This is a genomic window from Nocardia sp. NPDC051570 (assembly GCF_044454005.1).
Classification (GTDB): Bacteria; Actinomycetota; Actinomycetes; order Mycobacteriales; family Mycobacteriaceae; genus Nocardia.
In genome coordinates this window covers 297,536-316,192 of record NZ_JBITDI010000010.1, presented here as the reverse complement: position 1 = coordinate 316,192, position 18,657 = coordinate 297,536, and the positions used below count along the sequence as shown (strand labels likewise).

Sequence of the window (18,657 nt, the reverse complement as noted above, 5' to 3'; positions counted from 1 at the left end):
CGGATTGGTTCTTCCCACGGTGACGGCGCTCCTACGGGGGCGTCTCGCGCAGCACGTAACCGACACCGCGCACCGTATGGATCAGACGCGCCTCGCCCTCGGCCTCGGTCTTGCGGCGGAGGTATCCGATGTAGACCTCGAGCGCATTGCCGGAGGTGGGGAAGTCGTAACCCCACACCTCCTCGAGGATCCGGCTGCGGGTCAGCACGCGGCGCGGGTTGGCCATCAGCATTTCCAGCAGCGAGAACTCGGTGCGGGTGAGGCTGATCGACCGTTCGCCGCGGGTGACCTCGCGGGTGACCGGGTCCAGCGACAGATCCGCGAAGCTCATCGCCTCCGAGGCCTCCACGGCCGAATCGACGGTGGTGCGGCGCAGCAGGGCGCGCAGGCGCGCGAGCAGTTCCTCGAGCGCGAACGGCTTGGGCAGATAGTCGTCGGCGCCGGCGTCGAGACCCGCTACCCGTTCGGAGACCGAATCGCGGGCGGTAAGAACCAGAATCGGCAGATCGTCGCCGGTGCTGCGGAGTCTGCGGCACACCTCGAGCCCGTCCAGCCGCGGCATCATCACATCGAGAACCAGAGCATCGGGCCGCCCCGCGGACACCTTGTCCAGAGCATCGACCCCGTCCACCGCCAGATCGACGGAGTAGCCGTTGAACGTGAGCGACCGTCGCAGCGATTCGCGAACCGCGCGGTCGTCGTCGACTACCAGAATGCGCATAGCCACCAGTCTGACCGTATCGACTGAGAGTCGACTGAGAAGCAAACATCCGACACGCCAGTGTATCCGCCGGGATGACCTGCGTGTTCGGGTCGCGAGGTGCCCTTTCCTTTTCGACCGGCGACGAAAGTGCTTGCGTACAGCGAATTTCGGCGAACCACGGCGTGAACGATCGAATTGCCGCGACGGTGTTCACACGGTATGTTGCCTGCGGTAAAAGTAGACCTCTAGTTGGTTCTCAACCCGTTGGACCAGTACGGTCGACAGTTCATGAGTGCGAATTCGAACACCCACCGGGGAAGGCGCCTCTCGTGAGCGGGGCCTCGGGCAGCGTGGTCGGGGCCCGGGGCAATTGCGCGAGTGGAGGCGACTGAAGCGGGATGGGCACTGCACCGCGGCCATGGCAGAGGAGTCTGTCCAACCTGTCCGTGACCAGCAAGGTCGGCATCGTCTTGCTGCTGCCCGTCCTCCTGGCCTCGACATTCGCCGTCTTACGGATCAAGGACGAACTCGGCCGGATCGCCCAGTTCGACACCGCGAGCGAGCAGGCACGGATCATCCGCCCCACGCTCGCCTTCGCCGCGGCCGCCGATCAGCTCGCGGTCGTCGCGGGCGGCGATCGGGTCGCCGACACCACCCTCGACCAGGCCTCGACCCGGTTCGATCAGGCATCGGCCGAGCTGCAGTCGACGCTGAAGGTGACCAACGGCGAACCACGCGCCCTCGCCGAATTGAATCAGGCACTCGAGGCCGGGCGAACCCTGCGCAACAATCCGCGCGCCACGACCCCGGCCGCGATCGGCCAACAGGCCGATGAGGTTTCGCGCCATGTCAGCACCGCGCTCACCGCACTGCCGACCCCGCAGGACGCCGCGATCGAGCATTACTTCGGTCAGCTGGGCGCGATCGCGGCCGCGCGCCGGCAGTTCACCCAGCAGCAGTTGCTGATCAGTGCCGGTGAGATCGGCAACAATCCGGCCACCCTGGCCCGCGTGCTCAGTGCCACCGGCGCCGAGCAGACCATGATCAACCACTACGTCCAGGTGGCACCCGATACCGCGGTCAAACCGGATGTGCTGCTCGGGGCGCTGCAGATCCGGATGGCCGCGCTGAGCCAGAACGCGGTCGAGCCGATCACCGTGCCCGGCGTGGCGGATTCGATGCGGACCAGCGCCGATACCTACAACCAGGCCACCGATCAGCTTGCCACGCAGATCGATTCCGGGCTGTCGCATCGTTCGATCGACGCGCGCACCAACGTGCTGCGCGATGTGGCGCTGGTGGTGGTGACGCTGCTCGTCGGCCTCGCGCTGGCGCTGGCGGTCGCGCGCTCGCTGGTCGTGCCCGTGCGGCGGCTGCGGCGCGACGCGCTGCAGGTCGCCCACACCGATCTGCCCGCCGAGCTGGCCGTCGTGCGCGAGGGCGGGGCGACGCCGGAGATCGTGCCGGTCGATGTGCACACCACCGAGGAGATCGGTCAGCTGGCCCGCGCGGTCGACGATATGCACCGCCAGGCCCTGCATCTGGCCGCCGAACAGGCCCGCCTGCGGCTGCAGATCGGCAACATGTTCGAGACGCTGTCGCGGCGCAGCCAATCGCTGGTGGAACAGCAGCTGGGGTTGATCGAGGATCTCGAGCGCGACGAGGACGACTCCGACCGACTGCAGAGCCTGTTCCGGCTCGACCATCTGGCCACCCGCATGCGCCGCAACGGCGACAACCTGCTGGTGCTCGCGGGCACCGCGCTGCGCCGCGGCCTGCTGCCGCCGACGCCGCTGTCGGACATGCTGTGGAGTGCGGTCTCTCAGGTCGAGGACTATCAGCGGGTGGAGATCGGCACGGTGCCCGACGGCATCGTGGCCGGTGAGCCCGCGGTCGATATCGAACATCTGCTGGCCGAGCTGATCGACAATTCGCTGCGCTATTCGCCGCCCGACACCCCGGTCGCGGTGTCGGTGACCCGTGCGGTGGACGGCGGCTATCTCATCGAGATCACCGATCGCGGGCTGGGCATGTCGTCGGAGGATCTGCGCGCGATCAACGAGCGCCTGGCCTCCGGTGGCGAGGTGACCGTCGAAACCGCCCGCCGCATGGGTCTTTTCGTGGTCGGCCGGCTGGCCAAGCGACATACGGTCACGGTGAGCCTGCGCCGCACCGCGACCGCGGGCCCACAGCCGGGCGTCACGGCCAGCGTGCATCTGCCCAACGCCCTGGTGTCCCCGCTGCCGGAATCCGCGACGGGCCCGCAACCGATCATCGCCCCCTTCCCCAGCCCGATCGGCCCCACACTTCTGACCGCCGTCCCCGACCCGGAGACCACGGCCCTGTTCGCCCGCCCCGAAACCGAACTGCCCCAGCGCCGTCCGGGCGAGGCCGCCGACTTCGGCCCCCCGATCCCGGCCGACGACCTGTTCGCCCCGCACGAGCCCGACGATCACGCCCCCGCACTCACCGACGGACTGTTCACCCACCGCAGCACGGGCGAGCTGTTCACCCACCGCGAATCCGCCTTCGGCGAGGGCGTGATCACACCACTGCACCGCGCCCCCGCCGAATCCGCGCCCGAGCCGGCCGAATCCGCATCGCACGAGCCCGACGAACCGAATGATCCCTTCACACCACGGGATCCGGACCCGGCCGATGCGGACGACGAGTTCATCCACCCGAATTCGGCCCCCGTCCGGGCGGACGATGTCTTCACTCGACACGATCCGGAGACGGACCGGGCGGGTTACGGCTTCACGCAACACGATTCCGAGCCGGACCGGGCCGGTTACGGCTCCACGCAACACGATTCCGAGCCGGACCGGGCCGGTTACGGCTTCACACAACACGATTCCCAGCCGGACCGAGCGGGCCACGACTTCACGCAACATGATCCCGAGGCAGACCGGCCCGGTTACGACTTCACGCAACACGATTCCGAGGCAGACCCGCCCGGTTACGGCTCCACACAACACGATTCCCAGCCGGACCACCCGAGCCACATCTTCACGCAACACGATCCCGAGCCGGACCACGTGGATGAGGGTTTCGCACGGTGGGGTTCGGGAACCGGTCGGGCGGATGATGGCTTCGCACTGGCGGACTGGGGGCAGGATCGAGGCGGGGGCGCTTTCGGTGATGAGGCGTTCACGCATCGGGTGACGCCCACCGAAGCGGCTGCGGGGCACCACGATCGGGAGCCGGACGTGCGGCCGCTGGATATCTGGGCCGAGACCGCCGACTATCCGCCGGGCCGGGCCGGTCATTCCGTGTCGTCCGAATCCGACGTCGCCGCACCAGATTTCGCCTCCTCGACCGCCGAACCGGAACCGGACCGCGGTGAATCGCCGATCTACCAGCGCATGGTCTCGGAATGGCTGGTCGAACCCTCCTCGAGCGGACCCGGGAACGGATGGACCTCCTCCGCCGACGCGGGCTGGGCGGCCGCGGCCGAGGCCAGCAGTCCCGCCTCCGCCCGGCATACCGAGGGTGGTCTGCCGATCCGCCGCCCCGGCGCGCAGCTGGTGCCCGGCGGCCTGTCCACCACGACACGATCCGGTGCCCCCGATCCGGAGGAGATCCGCACCAACTTGTCCAGACATCTGAGCGGCGTCCGCAGCGGACGTGCGGATGCTCAGCACTACGACGGAGGCTCAGCATGACCGACACCCAGCAGACTCCCACCGGAACCGATGAAAACCTGAACTGGCTGGTCACCCGCTTCACGCGCGATGTGCCGGGCGTATCCCACGCGGTACTGGTCTCGGCCGACGGGCTACTACAGGCCACCAGCCCGCACCTACCCACGGATCGGGCCGAGCAGTTGGCGGCCGTCACCGCCGGCCTGGCGAGCCTGTCCTCGGGCGCGGCCCAACTGTTCGACGGCGGCAAGGTCATGCAGTCGATCGTGGATATGCAACGCGGTTATCTTCTGGTGATGAGTGTGGGCAACGGTTCCCATCTGGCGGTACTGGCGAACAAGCAGCACGACATCGGCCGCATCGGCTACGAGATGGCGCTGCTGTCGGATCGAGTCGGTTCGGCCGTGCAGGCTACGGCCCGCTCGGCGGTCTGAGAGTGCGATGTCGAGTTCCCTCGGGGCCGGCTCGGGCCGGCCAACCACACGTGTCCGACCCTATGCACTGACCGCGGGTCGGACCGAACCCGCCGTCGAGCTGCCGCTCGAGGCGGTGGTCGAAACCCTGCCGTACGCCAACCAATTCGACTGGCCGCACGGCGATATCCGCACCGACATCCTCCGGCTCGGAACGGCCCGGCTGTCGGTGGCCGAGATCGCCGCCCATATACAGCGGCCGCTGGGCATGGTCCGGGTCGTGATCGGCGATCTGGTTGTGGCCAAGACCATGCGGGTACACACCACGCTGAGCGAATACGCCAGCTTCGACGAGCGCCGCGATCTGATGGAGAGGACCCTGCGTGGACTGCGCGCCCTCTGAACCCGGATTACCGAAACGCACTGCGACCAGCCAGAATTCCCCCCTCCCGCCCAAAGCACCAGGACCGTACCAGAATTCCTTCATGCCGCAGCAGAATCCCCTACCCCCCTCCCCGCCTTCGCCGAATCCGGGCTTACCACAGCCGAATCCGTTCTCCGTGGACATCGACGGCCGGACAGCCTCCACGAAAATCGTTGTGGCGGGCGGATTCGGCGTCGGGAAGACGACCTTCGTGGGCGCGGTCTCGGAGATCGTGCCGCTGCGCACCGAGGCCATGGTGACCGGGGTCTCCGACGGTGTCGATGATCTGTCGGCCACCCCGGACAAGGAAACCACCACGGTCGCCATGGATTTCGGCCGCATCATCCTGCCGGGCAATCTCGCGCTGTACCTGTTCGGCACGCCCGGACAGCGGCGGTTCTGGTTCATGTGGGACGACCTGATCCGCGGCGCGATCGGCGCGGTGGTGCTGGTAGATACCCGCCGCATCGAGGACAGCTTCGCCTCGGTGGACTTCTTCGAGGCCCGCGGGCTGCCGTTCCTGGTGGCGGTCAACCGTTTTCCCGAGGCGCCGCGGTTCCCGGTGACCGAGATGCGCGAAGCCCTGTCGATCCGCGACGGTGTGCCGATCGTGGATATCGATGCCCGCGACGCGGGCGAGGTGCGCGGGGCGCTGGCCGCGGTCACCGAATACGCGATCCAGCGACTCGGGGCGGCACAGCGGCAGTCCGTCGGACAGGGCGTCTCGTGAGTTACTTCACGATGGGTTTGTGGGTTCTGGTGCTGTCGCTGGGGGTTTCGCTGGCGGGCGCCCTGGTCGGGCTGGCCTGTATCCGGCAGTCCATGCTGTCGGTGACGGCCAAGTTCCGGCTGGTGTGGCTGACCGCCGCTGCGGTATCGATCGGCGCGGTGGGTACATGGCTGGCCGTCTACGTCAACATGCTAGGTGTCGGTGTGCCACACGGCGATCTGCGATACGACGTCTGGCAGGTGGCTCTGGCCGCGGTGCTCGCGGTGGTCTCGGTGCTGGCCGGACTGCTCGTCGCCGGTCGCTCACCCTCGGTGCGCAGGCTCGCGGGCGGCAGCGCGGTGATGGGTCTCGGGCTGGGGTCGATGCATCTACTCGGCATGGACGCGATTCGGGTGCAGGGTTCGGTCACGCTGAATCCGTTGGCGGCCTTGGGCGCGACGGTGACGGCCATCGCCGCGGCGGCGCTGCTGCTGATCACCACGACCCGGCCGCGCACCCTGATCACGCTCGCGGGCGCCGCGCTGGGGTTCGCATTCCTGATCTGCACGCTGCACTACCTCGGCCTGACGGGGGTGCGGGTGCGGATGGATCCCGCGATGCGCCAACCCGCCGGCGACGATCTGTTCACCCTGTTCGTGCCGGTCTTCGTACTGGGCACGCTGTCGCTGGCGGTGCCGATCACCGCCGTGCTGGTCGCGCCGGATCGATCGGGCAGCGCCCGCGCCGCGCAGACGACGAAGCCGCGCACGAGGCGTCGTCCCCTGGTATCGCAATCGTCCTGAGCGAGAACGTGTTCGGGCCGGATCGCCAAGGCGATCCGGCCCGAATTCCGTTGCGGCTCGGTTACTTCGACGGAGTCGGAGCCGGCGGGGTCGCCAGATCCGCGAAGAACTGGAACAGCGCCACCGCCGTGACGGGACCACCGATGATGATGGTGCCCGCGACCGCGCCAATGGCCGCCAGCGCCGCGCCGGTGACCAGGCAGCCGCCGAGGGCGGCCGGAACCGCCAGGGTGCCGATGGTGACCGCGGCGCCAGCGGCGCCCGCCACCACGCCACCGGCGATGCAGCCGATGCCCGCGCCGATCGCGGTGCCGATCAGGGTGCCGATGGCCACGCCGATCGCCACCTCACTGGACAGGTTGCTCACCGCCTGGTTGAAGTTCGGGTTGGCGGTGGCATCGACATTGCGCAGATCCGGAACCTGCGCGGCGACCGGGGTGGCCTGCGCGGGGTCGGTGCTCGGGGTCAGCGTCGCGGTGTGGCCGTCGACCGCCGCGGCGATCGGGAAGCTCTGGCCGCCCCGCTGATAGCTCAGCGGCAGAGCAGCAACCACCTGGCCACTGCCATCGAGGAATTGAAACTGACCGTCGCGCGCCGCCATGGACCCGCTGTCGGTGCTGACGACTACCGAATGATCAACCAAGCTGGCCTTGTAGTGAATCCCCGGCAGGAGATCGGTCTGCAGGGTCGAATTCGACGCGGGCGTCGAGGGGACATCGGCGTAGGCCGTGCCGGCCGAGATGCCGACAGCCGCGATGACCAGCGCCGACGTCGCGGCTAACTTCGTGAACCTCATCAGAAAAGCTTCCTTCAGCAGGGGGCGCCACCAACCTCTGGCGCGCAGGCTACAAATCGAACCCTCAAGCATGCTGTCTGGCTATTATTACGTCTTGGTAACAAGACCCGTCAGCAAATCGCCAAGATTGTGCCGTTCTTGTTAAGAAGCCGGAAATTCGGACCATCTGGCCACACCGAGAGCACAGCAAACACTCAGCCCGCTCTCGAGGTATCACATCTCCCCCACGCGCACATTCGTGTCGAGAAGGCCGAAGGCCTCGCCCTGCGGGGCGGCGACGATGGCCATCCGGCCCACCGGGGAATCGATCGCGGGCATCATGATCGCGGCACCGAGTCCACCGGCGCGGGCCAGACCCTCGTCCACGTCGTCGTATTGGAACCAGGTCAGCCAGTAGCTGGGCATGGGTTCGCCCGGCATCAGGGTGTCGTCGTTGATTCCGCCCACGGCCCGTTCGGCATCGGGTGGGGTGAACATGGCGTAGCGCATCGATGTGCCGTCGCCGACATGCTCATAGGTGTAGCCGAAGACGTCCGCGTAGAACTTCTCCGCGGCCTCGAACTGCCTGGTGTGCAATTCGTTCCAGCAATACGTGCCGTGTTCGTTGAAGACGGTGGCGCCGTGATGCGCACGGGCCTGCCAGACCCCGAACATGCCACCGGTCGAATCGGCCGCGACGAACATGCGACCGGCGTCCATCACATCGAACGGCGGCATCATGACCTGCCCGCCGGCCCGGACCACCCGCTCCGCGACGGCATCGGCATCGCCCGCGGCCAGATAGGTCGTCCACACCGAGAGCATTCCCGGCTGTGGTTTCGGGCCGATCCCGGCGACGGACTCGCCATCCTTCATGGCCATCAGATAACCCCCGGCATCCTCCCCCGCGCCCCGGATCTCCCAGCCGAACAACCCCGCGTAGAACTCGCTCTCCTTGATCGGATCATCGACCTGGCAATCCACCCAACTGGGCGTCCCCTCCGGCCACGGTTCCCGCCGAACAGACATCGTCCTCTCCATTCCCTGCCGTCCACCACCAGCACTCGCGAATCGATCAGCAAAGTGACGTCGATCACACACCTGCTAGTAGTGAACCAGCCCTCGCCGACAAGTACCGCGAGTCGACACTCCGGGGCCGCCCGCCCGCGGTGCCGAATCCCTCATGCGCCAGCGAGTCCTCGGCCTGCGAATTACAGTGGGATCCATGCGTTTCGGCTTGGACTACGCCGCGGCTCGGCCGGGTGGTAGCGCCATCCGGGCCGCAGGGTACGACTTCGTGGTTCGTTATCTGTCGCCCGGCGGGGCGACGCTGCCGGACAAGCTGTTGACACCCGAGGAGGCGGCCGACCTGCGCGCGTACGGGGTCTCGATCGTGTCGAATTGGGAGACGACGGCCACGCGCATGCTCGACGGCTACGCGGCGGGCGTGACCGATGCCCGCGCGGCGCTGGATCAAGTGCTGCGCTGCGGCGGGCGCACGGATCGGCCGATCTACTTCTCCGCGGATTTCGACGCCACCGCCGAACAGCAGTCCGCGATCGATGCCTATCTCGACGGCGCCGCGAGCGTGCTCGGCCGCGCGAATACCGGTCTCTACGGCGGCTATTGGCCGGTGAGCCGCGCACTGGACGCCGGTTCGGCGCGCTGGGCCTGGCAGACCACGGCATGGTCAGGCGGCAAGGTCGAGCAGCGTCGACAGCTGTCCCAGACCGGCGGGCAGGTATTGGTCGCGGGCGTGGTGTGCGATGTGAACGAGGCCGAGACCGAGGATTTCGGTCAATGGGACTTCATCGAGGGAAAGGAACCGGATGTGACCGGGGAACAGGACGCGATCCTGCGCGATATCCAGGTCCAGCTGCGTGGACCCGGCCTGGCCGGTTGGCCGCAGCTGGGCGTCGATACGAACGGCGACAATCGTTCGCTGGTGGAGGCCCTAGCGGCGGCGCTGGCGCAGATCGCCGAATTGCGTACGGAGATCAGCGATCTGGAGGCGGCGACCGCCGAGCTGAGCACACAGGTCCAGGAGCTGTCGCAGCATCATTGGCCCTGGCCGCTGTCGCTACTGTCCGGTCCGGCCACCGTCGTCACCGAGGGGCTGACCCGGCTGGAGGCCCTGTTCGACGAGCTGCCGCGGCCCGGGCACGGCGGCGATGACGATGCGCGGTAACCGGGAAAACGCCCGAACGGGCGCAGAAGTGGCGATGAGCGGGTTCTTCCGATGCTCCGGAAGAACCCGCCCTCCCGCACGAGGGTACCGGCGCCGGGACACGAAAGCATCACTTCGAGCAGACTTTTCTGTTCCTGAATAACCAACCAGCCGTAGGTAATTCAGGATACAGCTATTCTCTCGCTATCGAGATTTCTCGCGGTCGACTCGATTACTCGGGGCGGATCGGTAACTACTCCGTCGCTGAATCTGGACAAATAAGCCATATTCGCCCATCCATTACCGACCGAACAGTCTTGTAAGCCCGCATATCCAGCACATCCGCCGCTACAGCTGCTCCGGATCGATCACCCCGCGGCGCACGGCCGCGACCAATCGGCGCGGAATCCGGCGCACCACCCCGTCGACCCGAACCGGAACCAGATCCGGCGGCGTCGCCTTCCAATGAGCCCGCCGGCTCCGGGTATTGGCCCGCGACATCCGTCGCTTCGGCACCGCCATGGCTCAGCCCTCCTTCGGTGCGGCCGAATCCGCCTGGGCGCGAAGGCGTTTGCCGTATTTACGTTCGAACTTCTCGACCCGGCCCTGGGTATCGAGCAGGCGGTTCGCGCCGGTCCAGAAGGGATGCGAATCGGAGGTGACGTCGACGGTGATGATCGGATAGGTCTCGCCGTCGGACCACTCGACGGTCCGCAGGCCCGTCGCGGTGGATCGGGTGAGGAAGCGCTTACCGGTGCTCGCGTCCTCGAATACGACCAGATGGTAATCCGGATGAATGCCTGATTTCACGGGCCTACCTTTCCTTCGCGCGCTGCTCGCCGACCAGCGAGGCGCTGGGTTCACTTGTGTCACAAGGGTCTTCGTGCCAATCGCCGAACGGGTCGTCCCAGCGCGCGACCAACTCCGGCGCGGCGCGCACCAGCAGCAGTTCGGCCTCGTCGACCAGGGCCCAGTGCAGGGCACGACGGATCTCGTCCGGATCGGCGTCGCAGGTCAGGATGGCCAGCGAGATATCGCGATCGCCGGACCACTCGTCCCAGCGCAGCGCCGCCAGTGCCCGGCGATCCGGGTCGGCCTCCGCCGATTCGCCCGGAGTCATGGCGGCCAGCCATCGCCCGGCGCTACCGACCCGCAGCCCGCCACCGGCCGACTCCAGCCACACCACCTCGTCGGGCTGGGTGGCCAGCCAGATCCGGCCGCGCGCGGTGACCACGCCGTCGAACAGGACATCCAGGGCCTCATGTAACCGGCCCGGATGAAACGGCCGATTCGTGGCGAATTCCACCAGTGCCACACCGGATTCGGCATCCAGCGGCGGCTGTCCGCGCAGCAGCGGAGCATGTGCGTCGAAGATCCGGCCGCGCCGGGAATCGGCCGGGAGACGGTTCAGCAGATCCGCTATCTCGCCGGGGCTCAACATCTTCGAATCACCCACCCAGGCCACCGGGGCCCGCGGAATCAGCCGCTCCAGTACGGCGCCCAGCTGCGCCCGCTCGTGCACGGTCACCGCGTCGACGCCGAGAACCACTGCGGCATCGGCGAATTCGACCTGACCGACGGTGACCTGTGCGACGGTCCGCTCATCGTCGGCATCGGCCAGGCCGCGCTCGGCGAGGCTGTCGCCACTCAGCGCGTCGGCCAACCAGGTCCGGGCATCCAGGCAGGTCAGTACGGCCTCGATGCGCACATCGCGCCCGGCCGGACCGTCCACCCGGCCCAGCACCCCGGCGACCGGCACATGCTCGACGGCATGGCAGACCGCCTCGGCCTCGAAGGCCGGATCGAGCGCGATCACGATGCGCCGCACCGAATCCCGCGCGGCAAGCAGACATAGCAACGGCAGCAGATCGGCACGCAGGGTGCACGACGCTGTGTTAATTGCGCCGCCTTCGGCGGCGCGGGTTCGCGGCCCCTGAGGCTCGTTTCTTCCCTCCTCCGCTCCTCCGCTTCGCTCCCCCGCTCCGTCAGTCCAGAAACGAGCCGGGCCGCGAACCTCCGACGTGTTGGACCAAACAGCCCGACGGACAATCCCTGCACTCAGCTCCGTCAGATCGTGGCGCACCACCACGGTGCCGGGCGCGTCCCGAAGCATCCGCGCCAGATGGTCCACACCGGTCGTGGCCGGACCCGGGAGGCCCGCCAGCACCACGACGGGCGTGCGGCGGTCGGGATGAGATGCCACCGGAACCCCTTTCGACAATGATTTTCATTTACTTCGGGATCACGCTACAGTGTCGAGCGAGCGTTGTCGAAAACGATTGTCATGTTGTATAGGAGGAGGAATGTCGACACACTGCCAGGTCACCGGGCGTAAGCCGGGCTTCGGCAAGTCCGTATCGCATTCGCATACGCGGACCAACCGCCGCTGGGATCCCAACATCCAGCGCAAGACCTACTACCTGCCCAGCGAGGGCCGCCGCATCACGCTGACGGTCTCGGCCAAGGGCATCAAGACCATCGATCGCGACGGCATCGAGGCGGTCGTCGCGCGGCTGCGCGCGCGGGGAGAGAAGATCTGATGGCCCGCAACGAGATTCGGCCCCTCGTCAAACTCCGCTCGACCGCGGGCACGGGCTACACCTACATCACCCGCAAGAATCGGCGCAACGATCCCGACCGCATGGTGCTGCGCAAATACGACCCGGTCGTCCGCAGGCATGTCGATTTCCGCGAGGAGCGCTGAATGGCCAAGAAGTCCAAGATCAATCGCAACGAGCACCGTAAGGCCGTCGTCGCCCGCTACGCCGAGCGTCGCGCCGCCCTGAAGGAGGCCATCCGCTTGGCCTACGTCAACCCGCAGTTCGCGGCCCGGCTCGTTTCTGGACTGACGGAGCGGGGGAGCGAAGCGGAGGAGCGGAGGAGGGAAGAAACGAGCCTCAGGGGCCGCGAACCCGCGACGCCGCAGGCGGCGCAGATTGTCACAGCCGCTGCTCAGCGGGGCCTGCAGAGGCTGCCGCGCGATGCCAGTCCGGTACGATTGCGCAATCGGGACGCCACGGATGGACGCCCCCGTGGGCACCTCCGCAAATTCGGCCTCTCCCGGGTCCGGGTGCGTGAGCTGGCCCACCGAGGGGAGCTGCCCGGTGTGCACAAATCGAGTTGGTAGACCTCCGCAGATCTCGTGAGTGAGAAGGAACCCCGGGCACGAGCGGTCAGGGCCCGAAGGCGGCAGCCTGCGTAACCACGTAGGGCCCAGAGCTCGTGCCGAGAAAGGATACTGACATGCCAGTGAAGCGAGCACCATCGAAGAAGGTCCGTGCCGATCAGGCGCGCCGCCCGAAGAAGAACCCGCTCATCGCCGCCGGCGTCGAGACCGTGGATTACAAGGATGTGAACCTGCTGCGCACATTCATCTCCGACCGCGGCAAGATCCGCAGCCGCCGCGTCACCGGCCTCACCCCCCAGCAACAGCGCCAGGTCGCCATCGCGGTGAAGAACGCCCGCGAGATGGCCCTGCTGCCCTTCACTAGCCGCTGATCCCGGCGAAGAGCATGCCGGGAACATAAAGAGGGAAGCATGCCGGGACCATAAAGAGGGAAGAGTCCGGGAACACGAGAACGATGCGCCCAGGAACGTGAGAAGGTTCGAGGCCCCGACGCGTGGAGCGCCGGGGCCTCGTCGTTTCCGGTGACCTACGGGATCGTCAGGACCTGGCCCACATCGATGGCGTCCGGGTTGTCGACGCCGCTGGCGGCGGCGATATCGCCGTAGCGGTTGCCGTCGCCGTAGAAGCGTTCGGCGATGGCCCACAGGGTGTCGCCGGGCTCGACGGTGTAGGTCTGCGCCTGCGGGGCGGGCGCCTGTTCGGCGGCCCGGGCGGCGACCGGCTCTTCGACCCGGATCGGATTATCGGTCTTGGTGTCCGAGGCCCACACCGCGCTGCCGTCCTTGGCGTACAGCACCACATTGCGGTCGGCCTGCACGATCAGGCGGTCGACATCCTTACCGTTGGTGTCGGTGGCCCAGGCCGCATCGCCGTCCTTGTACAGCACGAAGTTGCCATCGTTCTGCAGGGCCGCGCGCTTGACACCCTGGTCATGGGTGTTGGTCGCCCACACGACGCCGCCGGGCTCGGACAGCACGAGATTGCCGTCGTTCTGCAGCGTCAGGGTGTACGCACCACCCTGGAGGGATTGGCCGAGACCGAGTTCATCGCCTACGTTCAGCGTGTCGCCCATCGGAGGGTCCTTTCGGGACAGGGGTTCGCTTGCTCATAAGTCGACGGCGCAGAACTGCATTCGCTCATCATTTGCAGACACTACTGGCGAGTAGCCCGGAACGCACCGGTTCCGCGCAGTCGTTGTAGAAAGTTCACTGTCGGGTCCCAGACGGCCGCGACCGGGCCCCGGCCGGACCTACTAGGGTGGGGCGCCATGAAACCCCTCTCGGGATCGCGTCGCGCGGGCGTCGCCGTCGCCACCCTGCTCACGCTGCTCGCCGCCGGCTGCGGCCACGCGAACAACGATGGCACGCAACCGAATACGAGCGCGAATCCGACCTCGGGCCCGAGCACTCCGACCGAACAGACGACTCCGCAGCCCGGTCGCCCGTTCACCGCGAACCCCGCGATCGTCAACCCACGCCCCGTCCCGTTCGACAGCTGGACGCCCGTGGCGCCCGATCGGATCGCGGTGAACTTCCAGATCGGCTCGCCGGAATGCTATGGCGTGGACGCGAGTACGACCGAGACCGACAGCACGGTAACGGTCGAGTTGCGGGCCGGCACACTGCCGGAGGCGGCCGGGCGGATGTGCACAATGATCGCCGTATTCGGCACCTTGGAGATCCCGTTGAAGCAACCGCTGGGCAACCGAAAGGTGCTCAGCGCCAGATGAATACGAGCGCACCGAGAATTCACAGTGATGTAACTCACAATTGAGTATTGCGCTGCGGTTATAGCTTTTCTGTCTTCCGCATGGCCATTGCGAAGGTGATACGTTCCCTGCTCTGGAGGCACCCGGTGCACGCGCCGGGATGACGAAACCTGGCAGTCGGGATGGCTATGGCTCGGCGACTGGATGGCGAGGGCCCCTGTGCGGAGACCGCGTCCGCACAGGGGCCCTCGATGTCTGCTCAGTGCGCGAAGTGGCGCGCGCCCGTGAAGTACATCGCGACGCCGGCCTCCCGGCAGGCATCGATGGTCAGCTGATCGCGCACCGAACCACCTGGCTGCACAATGGCTTTCACGCCCGCGGCGATCAGCTGCTGCGGACCGTCCGGGAACGGGAAGAAGGCATCGGAGGCCGCCACCGACCCCGCGACCCGATCTCCCGCGCGCAGCACCGCCAGATGCACCGCGTCCACCCGGTTGACCTGCCCCATGCCGACGCCGACCGAAGCACCGTCGTGCGCAAGCAGAATCGCGTTCGACTTCACCGCACGGCAAGCGCGCCAGGCGAATTCGAGATCGGCGAGGGTCGCCGCATCGGCCGGATCGCCGGAGACCAGGGTCCAGTTGGCCGGATCGTCGCCCTCGGCGTCGAGGATATCGCGCTGCTGCAGCAGCGCACCGCCGCTGATCGGGCGCAGTTCCGCACCGCCGCGTACCGGCTCGTCGGCCACCAGGATGCGCACATTCTTCTTGCGCTGCAACACTTCCACCGCGCCGTGCGCGTAGCCGGGAGCCACGATCACCTCGGTGAAGATCTCCGCGACCTGTTCGGCCATCTCCACGGTCACCTCGCGGTTGGCCGCGATCACGCCGCCGAACGCGCTGACCGGATCGCAGGCGTGCGCCTTGCGGTGTGCCTCGGCGATATCGGCGCCGACCGCGATGCCGCAGGGGTTGGCGTGCTTGACGATCGCGACCGCGGGCGCGGCGTGATCCCAGGCGGCCCGCCAGGCGGCATCGGCGTCGGTGTAGTTGTTGTACGACATCTCCTTGCCGTGCAACTGCTTTGCCTGCGCCAGGCCCGCCGGGCCGGACTCGTCGACGTACAGCGCGGCGGCCTGATGCGGATTCTCGCCGTAGCGCAGCACGGACTCGCGGGTCCAGGTGCCGCCCAGCCAGGACGGGAACCGCTGTGCCGCTTCGGGATCGGCCGCGAGCACGCCGGTCATCCAGCTCGCCACCGCGACGTCGTAGCTTGCGGTGTGCTGGAATGCCTTGGCCGCCAGGCCCGTTCGCTCGGTGAGGGTGAAGCCGCCCGACTTCACCGCCGTCAGCACATCGTCGTAGTCACCGGTGTCGACGACCACCGCGACCGACGGGTGGTTCTTCGCCGCCGCGCGGACCATCGACGGGCCGCCGATATCGATCTGCTCGACGCATTCGTCCGGGGTCGCCCCGCTCGCGACGGTCTGGGTGAACGGGTAGAGGTTCACCACCACCAGTTCGAATGCGGCGACGCCCAATTCGGCCAGCTGCGCGGCATGTTCGGGCTTGCGCAGATCGGCGAGGATTCCGGCGTGCACCCGGGGATGCAGGGTCTTCACCCGGCCGTCCAGGGTCTCCGGGAAGCCGGTGAGGTCCTCCACCTTGGTCACCGGAATTCCGGCGTCGGCGATGCGCGCCGCGGTCGAGCCGGTCGACACCAACTCCACGCCCGCGGCGTGCAGGCCGGTGGCCAGTTCGACCAGTCCAGTCTTGTCGTAGACGCTTATCAGCGCCCTGCTGATCGGCTTGCGCTCACTCACCGGAGAACTCGCTCATCTGGAATAACTGCCTTTCGTCCATCGGAGACAATGCCTCGGGTCGCGACGGCCGCGACGACCTGCGCCAGCAACCGCCGTTCGACGACCTTGATCCGCTCGTGCAGGGTGTCCTCGTCGTCGTCGGGCAGCACCGGCACCGCCTCCTGCGCGAGGATCGGTCCGGTGTCGACGCCCGCGTCGACCAGATGCACGGTGGAGCCGGTCACGCGCACGCCGTAGGCGAGCGCGTCGCGCACCCCGTGCGCGCCCGGGAAGGACGGCAGCAGCGCGGGGTGGGTGTTGACGATGCGGCCGCCGAAGCGCGCCAGGAACGTCGGTCCGAGGATCTTCATGAAGCCCGCCGACACCACCAGATCGGGTTCGTAGGCGGTCACGGCCGCGGTCAGGGCGGCGTCCCAGGCCGCGCGGTCGGGATGTTCGCCCAGCGCGATCCGGAAATGGGAGATGCCGGCGTCGCGCGCGTGTTCGATTGCGGCGCAATCCCGGTCGACGCCGACGGCCACGATCCGGGCCGGATACTTCGCATCCCGGGTGGCCTCGATCAGCGAGCGCAGCAGCGAGCCGGTACCCGAGGCGAGCACGACGACGGATGCGGGCGCCGTCGGCGGCACCAACTGGGCGGGCGGGGTCGTCAGCGCTCTACTCCCTGTGTGCGGCGGTGCGGGATGGCGGCGGAGAAGCCGGGCCGCCGCGTTAGAGCCTAACGACCGTCCACTTCGTTGCTGTCCGGCAGGTCCGCCTCTACCACTTCGGCGTCGAGAATGTCGGTGTTTTCGGCGGTCTTCGCCGCACTGGCGACGGTCGACAGCGCGAGCGGCTCCTCGATCAGCTCACCGTCGACGACCGCGGAGTCGGGATCGTAGGCCTCGAAGGTGTAGTCCTCGCCGGGATCCTCGTCCGCGTACTCGTCATCGGAGTAGTCGTCGGCGGCGTACTCGTCGTAGCCGTCCGAATCGTCGTAATCGTCGTCGGGCGAAGTGTCGGCGACGGCCGCGGGCGCGAGGAGATACCACTGCGTCGCCAGCAGGCCGAGATATCCGGCGACGGCCATCCAGACAAGGGTCGCCCCCGCGAACAGCCACACCGTGGGCCCGAGATCGCCGAACGAACCCGCCCTGCCACCGGCCAGGCCGCCCAGCACGGCCGCCGCCGGCGCGGACAGACCGGCGGCGGTCAGGGTGGCCCAGGGGGTGCGGAGCCGGTCGTCGGATTCGCGGGCGCAGTCGACTCCGGCCAGCACACCCACCGCGGCCGGAATCAGCAGCACCACCGGCCACCACGCGGCCGCGGGACCCGAAGGCACGGCCACCAGCACCGGCAGCGCCGGAATTCGCGCTCCCACAACGGAGAACACGCCGAGTGACCCCGCACCGAGGTGCACATCGGCGCCGACCAGCACGCTCGTCGCATCGATCACGACATTGGGCAGATAGGCCAGCGACAGCGCGGTCAGGCCGAGCACGCCCGCGAAGTTGCCCGCGGCCCGATAGGTTTCGCCGAGGCGGGACCAATGCACGAGAAACGATACGAGGGTGAGCACGGCACCGGAGACCAGCAGTCGCCGCATCGCGCGCAGGGCCACCCGCGCGCCGGACAGCGCCCACCCGGGCAGGTAGCCGGTGATCAGCTCGGGCCGTCGGCTCAGGATGCCCGCACCGGCGGCCAGCAGATGCAGACCGCCCACCCAGCCGAAGGCGGCCAGCGTATTCGGCGGCTGCAATTCCACCACCGAGGAGGCGTCCTCGGCCACGGCCAGACAGACCGCGGTGATCAGTAGTGGACCCGACAACGACGCGCCGACGATCCAGCCGAGATCGGCGCGCGAGGACCGTGGTTCCACCGCTCGGGCGCAGTCACGCGCCGAGAACCACACCACCAGCCCGGTCGGCAGCAGTGGCAACAGCCCGATCGAGGTGGTCCCGATCACCAGCGGAACCTGATGCACCGCAAGCCAACCGGCCGCGATCGCACCCGACGCACCCGTCAGACCGCTGCCCGCGGCGAGCAGCGTCGCGAGTACCAGCGCCACGATGACGATCACGGTGAAACTCGAGGTGCGCGCCGCGACGATGAGCAGCACCTTGGCCCGCTCGGGGGTGAGCGAGAGAAAGATGTTGTCCTCGGGCCGATTCGGCTCGCCGGGCGGTGCCGGCGAATCGACACGCCGCTGCCCGGAGTCATCCCACCTGACCAACGACGACCTCACCAGACCCTCCCGATGACCGTCCACCGCGGGCGCCGAGTCGGAGGTCCACTCGTGTGCGTGCCCATGGGAATTCAGCGTGGCAGGTTCGCGAGCGCCGACGAGTCAGGCGCGCCGCTCGCGACCCGACTCGCCGACGAT

At 67.9% G+C, this 18,657-nt stretch carries 21 protein-coding genes; 11 read left to right on the top strand and 10 right to left on the bottom strand.

Annotated elements, in window-relative coordinates:
- Window positions 1–31 precede the first annotated feature (31 nt).
- Entirely contained in the window at window positions 32–721 is a 690-nt protein-coding gene (locus ACIA76_RS25855) for a response regulator transcription factor (protein ID WP_397154942.1), read from the bottom strand.
- A gap of 428 nt (window positions 722–1,149) precedes the next feature.
- Here ACIA76_RS25855 and ACIA76_RS25850 point away from each other — a divergent pair, with 428 nt between their 5' ends.
- From ACIA76_RS25850 to ACIA76_RS25830, 5 genes are all read left to right on the top strand, one after another.
- Window positions 1,150–4,368, top strand: a complete 3,219-nt coding sequence (locus ACIA76_RS25850) for an ATP-binding protein (RefSeq protein ID WP_397154940.1) — start codon at window positions 1,150–1,152, stop codon at window positions 4,366–4,368.
- Window positions 4,365–4,781: a roadblock/LC7 domain-containing protein gene (locus tag ACIA76_RS25845; protein ID WP_397154938.1), complete on the top strand. Its 417-nt coding sequence runs from the start codon at window positions 4,365–4,367 to the stop codon at window positions 4,779–4,781. The genes ACIA76_RS25850 and ACIA76_RS25845 overlap by 4 nt, the downstream gene beginning before the upstream one ends.
- Before the next feature lie 7 nt (window positions 4,782–4,788).
- Window positions 4,789–5,163, top strand: coding sequence for a DUF742 domain-containing protein (locus ACIA76_RS25840; protein WP_397154936.1), 375 nt, complete (start codon window positions 4,789–4,791; stop codon window positions 5,161–5,163).
- A gap of 82 nt (window positions 5,164–5,245) precedes the next feature.
- A complete protein-coding gene (locus tag ACIA76_RS25835) occupies window positions 5,246–5,914 on the top strand; it encodes a GTP-binding protein (RefSeq protein ID WP_397154934.1) in 669 nt (222 codons plus the stop codon).
- A complete protein-coding gene (locus ACIA76_RS25830) occupies window positions 5,911–6,696 on the top strand; it encodes an MHYT domain-containing protein (RefSeq protein ID WP_397154932.1) in 786 nt (261 codons plus the stop codon). Before ACIA76_RS25835 ends, ACIA76_RS25830 begins: the two co-directional genes overlap by 4 nt.
- Window positions 6,697–6,757: 61 nt before the next feature.
- Here the strand turns inward: ACIA76_RS25830 and ACIA76_RS25825 are convergent, their stop codons facing one another.
- Both ACIA76_RS25825 and ACIA76_RS25820 read right to left on the bottom strand, forming a co-directional pair.
- Window positions 6,758–7,492: a hypothetical protein gene (locus tag ACIA76_RS25825; protein ID WP_397154930.1), complete on the bottom strand. Its 735-nt coding sequence runs from the start codon at window positions 7,490–7,492 to the stop codon at window positions 6,758–6,760.
- A 213-nt stretch (window positions 7,493–7,705) separates the two neighbouring features.
- Window positions 7,706–8,500, bottom strand: coding sequence for a VOC family protein (locus ACIA76_RS25820; protein WP_397154929.1), 795 nt, complete (start codon window positions 8,498–8,500; stop codon window positions 7,706–7,708).
- Window positions 8,501–8,696: 196 nt separating this feature from the next.
- Here ACIA76_RS25820 and ACIA76_RS25815 point away from each other — a divergent pair, with 196 nt between their 5' ends.
- Window positions 8,697–9,659 carry a DUF1906 domain-containing protein gene (locus ACIA76_RS25815; RefSeq protein WP_397154927.1) on the top strand — a complete coding sequence of 321 codons (963 nt, stop codon included), beginning with the start codon at window positions 8,697–8,699 and terminating at the stop codon, window positions 9,657–9,659.
- A 327-nt stretch (window positions 9,660–9,986) separates the two neighbouring features.
- Here ACIA76_RS25815 and rpmF read toward each other — a convergent pair whose 3' ends face one another.
- Genes rpmF through mrf form a run of 3 tightly spaced genes read right to left on the bottom strand, consistent with a single transcriptional unit; the run spans window position 9,987 to window position 11,841 of the window.
- The gene (gene rpmF / locus ACIA76_RS25810) at window positions 9,987–10,160 is read right to left on the bottom strand and encodes a 50S ribosomal protein L32 (protein ID WP_397154925.1); all 174 of its coding nucleotides are present in this window, start codon (window positions 10,158–10,160) and stop codon (window positions 9,987–9,989) included.
- A gap of 3 nt (window positions 10,161–10,163) precedes the next feature.
- Window positions 10,164–10,448 (bottom strand): type B 50S ribosomal protein L31, encoded by a 285-nt coding sequence (locus ACIA76_RS25805; RefSeq protein WP_397154923.1) that lies wholly within the window; start codon window positions 10,446–10,448, stop codon window positions 10,164–10,166.
- A 4-nt stretch (window positions 10,449–10,452) separates the two neighbouring features.
- On the bottom strand, window positions 10,453–11,841 hold the full coding sequence (gene mrf / locus ACIA76_RS25800) for a ribosome hibernation factor-recruiting GTPase MRF (protein WP_397154921.1): 1,389 nt from the start codon (window positions 11,839–11,841) through the stop codon (window positions 10,453–10,455).
- Between the two features lie 100 nt (window positions 11,842–11,941).
- On the opposite strand from mrf, the gene rpmB reads away from it, so the two are divergent.
- From rpmB to rpsR, 4 genes are all read left to right on the top strand, one after another.
- On the top strand, window positions 11,942–12,178 hold the full coding sequence (gene rpmB / locus ACIA76_RS25795) for a 50S ribosomal protein L28 (protein WP_397154919.1): 237 nt from the start codon (window positions 11,942–11,944) through the stop codon (window positions 12,176–12,178).
- Complete coding sequence (gene rpmG, locus ACIA76_RS25790; protein WP_397154917.1) at window positions 12,178–12,342, top strand: 50S ribosomal protein L33; 165 nt, start codon at window positions 12,178–12,180, stop codon at window positions 12,340–12,342. Before rpmB ends, rpmG begins: the two co-directional genes overlap by 1 nt.
- On the top strand, window positions 12,343–12,765 hold the full coding sequence (rpsN, locus tag ACIA76_RS25785; RefSeq protein WP_397154915.1) for a 30S ribosomal protein S14: 423 nt from the start codon (window positions 12,343–12,345) through the stop codon (window positions 12,763–12,765).
- Between the two features lie 116 nt (window positions 12,766–12,881).
- Entirely contained in the window at window positions 12,882–13,136 is a 255-nt protein-coding gene (rpsR, locus tag ACIA76_RS25780) for a 30S ribosomal protein S18 (protein WP_397154913.1), read from the top strand.
- Window positions 13,137–13,291: 155 nt separating this feature from the next.
- Here rpsR and ACIA76_RS25775 read toward each other — a convergent pair whose 3' ends face one another.
- Complete coding sequence (locus tag ACIA76_RS25775; RefSeq protein WP_397154911.1) at window positions 13,292–13,837, bottom strand: LysM peptidoglycan-binding domain-containing protein; 546 nt, start codon at window positions 13,835–13,837, stop codon at window positions 13,292–13,294.
- Window positions 13,838–14,032: 195 nt separating this feature from the next.
- Between ACIA76_RS25775 and ACIA76_RS25770 the strand changes: the two genes are divergently transcribed.
- The gene (locus ACIA76_RS25770) at window positions 14,033–14,494 is read left to right on the top strand and encodes a hypothetical protein (protein WP_397154909.1); all 462 of its coding nucleotides are present in this window, start codon (window positions 14,033–14,035) and stop codon (window positions 14,492–14,494) included.
- Between the two features lie 238 nt (window positions 14,495–14,732).
- On the opposite strand, the gene purH is transcribed toward ACIA76_RS25770, so the two are convergent.
- From purH to ACIA76_RS25755, 3 genes are all read right to left on the bottom strand, one after another.
- The gene (gene purH, locus ACIA76_RS25765) at window positions 14,733–16,295 is read right to left on the bottom strand and encodes a bifunctional phosphoribosylaminoimidazolecarboxamide formyltransferase/IMP cyclohydrolase (RefSeq protein WP_397154907.1); all 1,563 of its coding nucleotides are present in this window, start codon (window positions 16,293–16,295) and stop codon (window positions 14,733–14,735) included.
- Window positions 16,292–16,924: a phosphoribosylglycinamide formyltransferase gene (gene purN / locus ACIA76_RS25760; protein ID WP_397154905.1), complete on the bottom strand. Its 633-nt coding sequence runs from the start codon at window positions 16,922–16,924 to the stop codon at window positions 16,292–16,294. The genes purH and purN overlap by 4 nt, the downstream gene beginning before the upstream one ends.
- Window positions 16,925–17,013: 89 nt before the next feature.
- Complete coding sequence (locus ACIA76_RS25755; RefSeq protein ID WP_397154903.1) at window positions 17,014–18,519, bottom strand: DUF6350 family protein; 1,506 nt, start codon at window positions 18,517–18,519, stop codon at window positions 17,014–17,016.
- Window positions 18,520–18,657 lie beyond the last annotated feature (138 nt).

Bases quoted from the DNA above. Each gene is read 5' to 3' on its own strand.
- ACIA76_RS25855 (WP_397154942.1), bottom strand. From the start codon at position 721: ATGCGCATTCTGGTAGTCGACGACGACCGCGCGGTTCGCGAATCGCTG.
- ACIA76_RS25845 (WP_397154938.1), top strand. From the start codon at position 4,365: ATGACCGACACCCAGCAGACTCCCACCGGAACCGATGAAAACCTGAAC.
- ACIA76_RS25840 (WP_397154936.1), top strand. From the start codon at position 4,789: ATGTCGAGTTCCCTCGGGGCCGGCTCGGGCCGGCCAACCACACGTGTC.
- ACIA76_RS25835 (WP_397154934.1), top strand. From the start codon at position 5,246: ATGCCGCAGCAGAATCCCCTACCCCCCTCCCCGCCTTCGCCGAATCCG.
- ACIA76_RS25825 (WP_397154930.1), bottom strand. From the start codon at position 7,492: ATGAGGTTCACGAAGTTAGCCGCGACGTCGGCGCTGGTCATCGCGGCT.
- ACIA76_RS25820 (WP_397154929.1), bottom strand. From the start codon at position 8,500: ATGTCTGTTCGGCGGGAACCGTGGCCGGAGGGGACGCCCAGTTGGGTG.
- ACIA76_RS25815 (WP_397154927.1), top strand. From the start codon at position 8,697: ATGCGTTTCGGCTTGGACTACGCCGCGGCTCGGCCGGGTGGTAGCGCC.
- rpmF (WP_397154925.1), bottom strand. From the start codon at position 10,160: ATGGCGGTGCCGAAGCGACGGATGTCGCGGGCCAATACCCGGAGCCGG.
- rpmB (WP_397154919.1), top strand. From the start codon at position 11,942: ATGTCGACACACTGCCAGGTCACCGGGCGTAAGCCGGGCTTCGGCAAG.
- rpmG (WP_397154917.1), top strand. From the start codon at position 12,178: ATGGCCCGCAACGAGATTCGGCCCCTCGTCAAACTCCGCTCGACCGCG.
- rpsN (WP_397154915.1), top strand. From the start codon at position 12,343: ATGGCCAAGAAGTCCAAGATCAATCGCAACGAGCACCGTAAGGCCGTC.
- rpsR (WP_397154913.1), top strand. From the start codon at position 12,882: ATGCCAGTGAAGCGAGCACCATCGAAGAAGGTCCGTGCCGATCAGGCG.
- ACIA76_RS25775 (WP_397154911.1), bottom strand. From the start codon at position 13,837: ATGGGCGACACGCTGAACGTAGGCGATGAACTCGGTCTCGGCCAATCC.
- ACIA76_RS25770 (WP_397154909.1), top strand. From the start codon at position 14,033: ATGAAACCCCTCTCGGGATCGCGTCGCGCGGGCGTCGCCGTCGCCACC.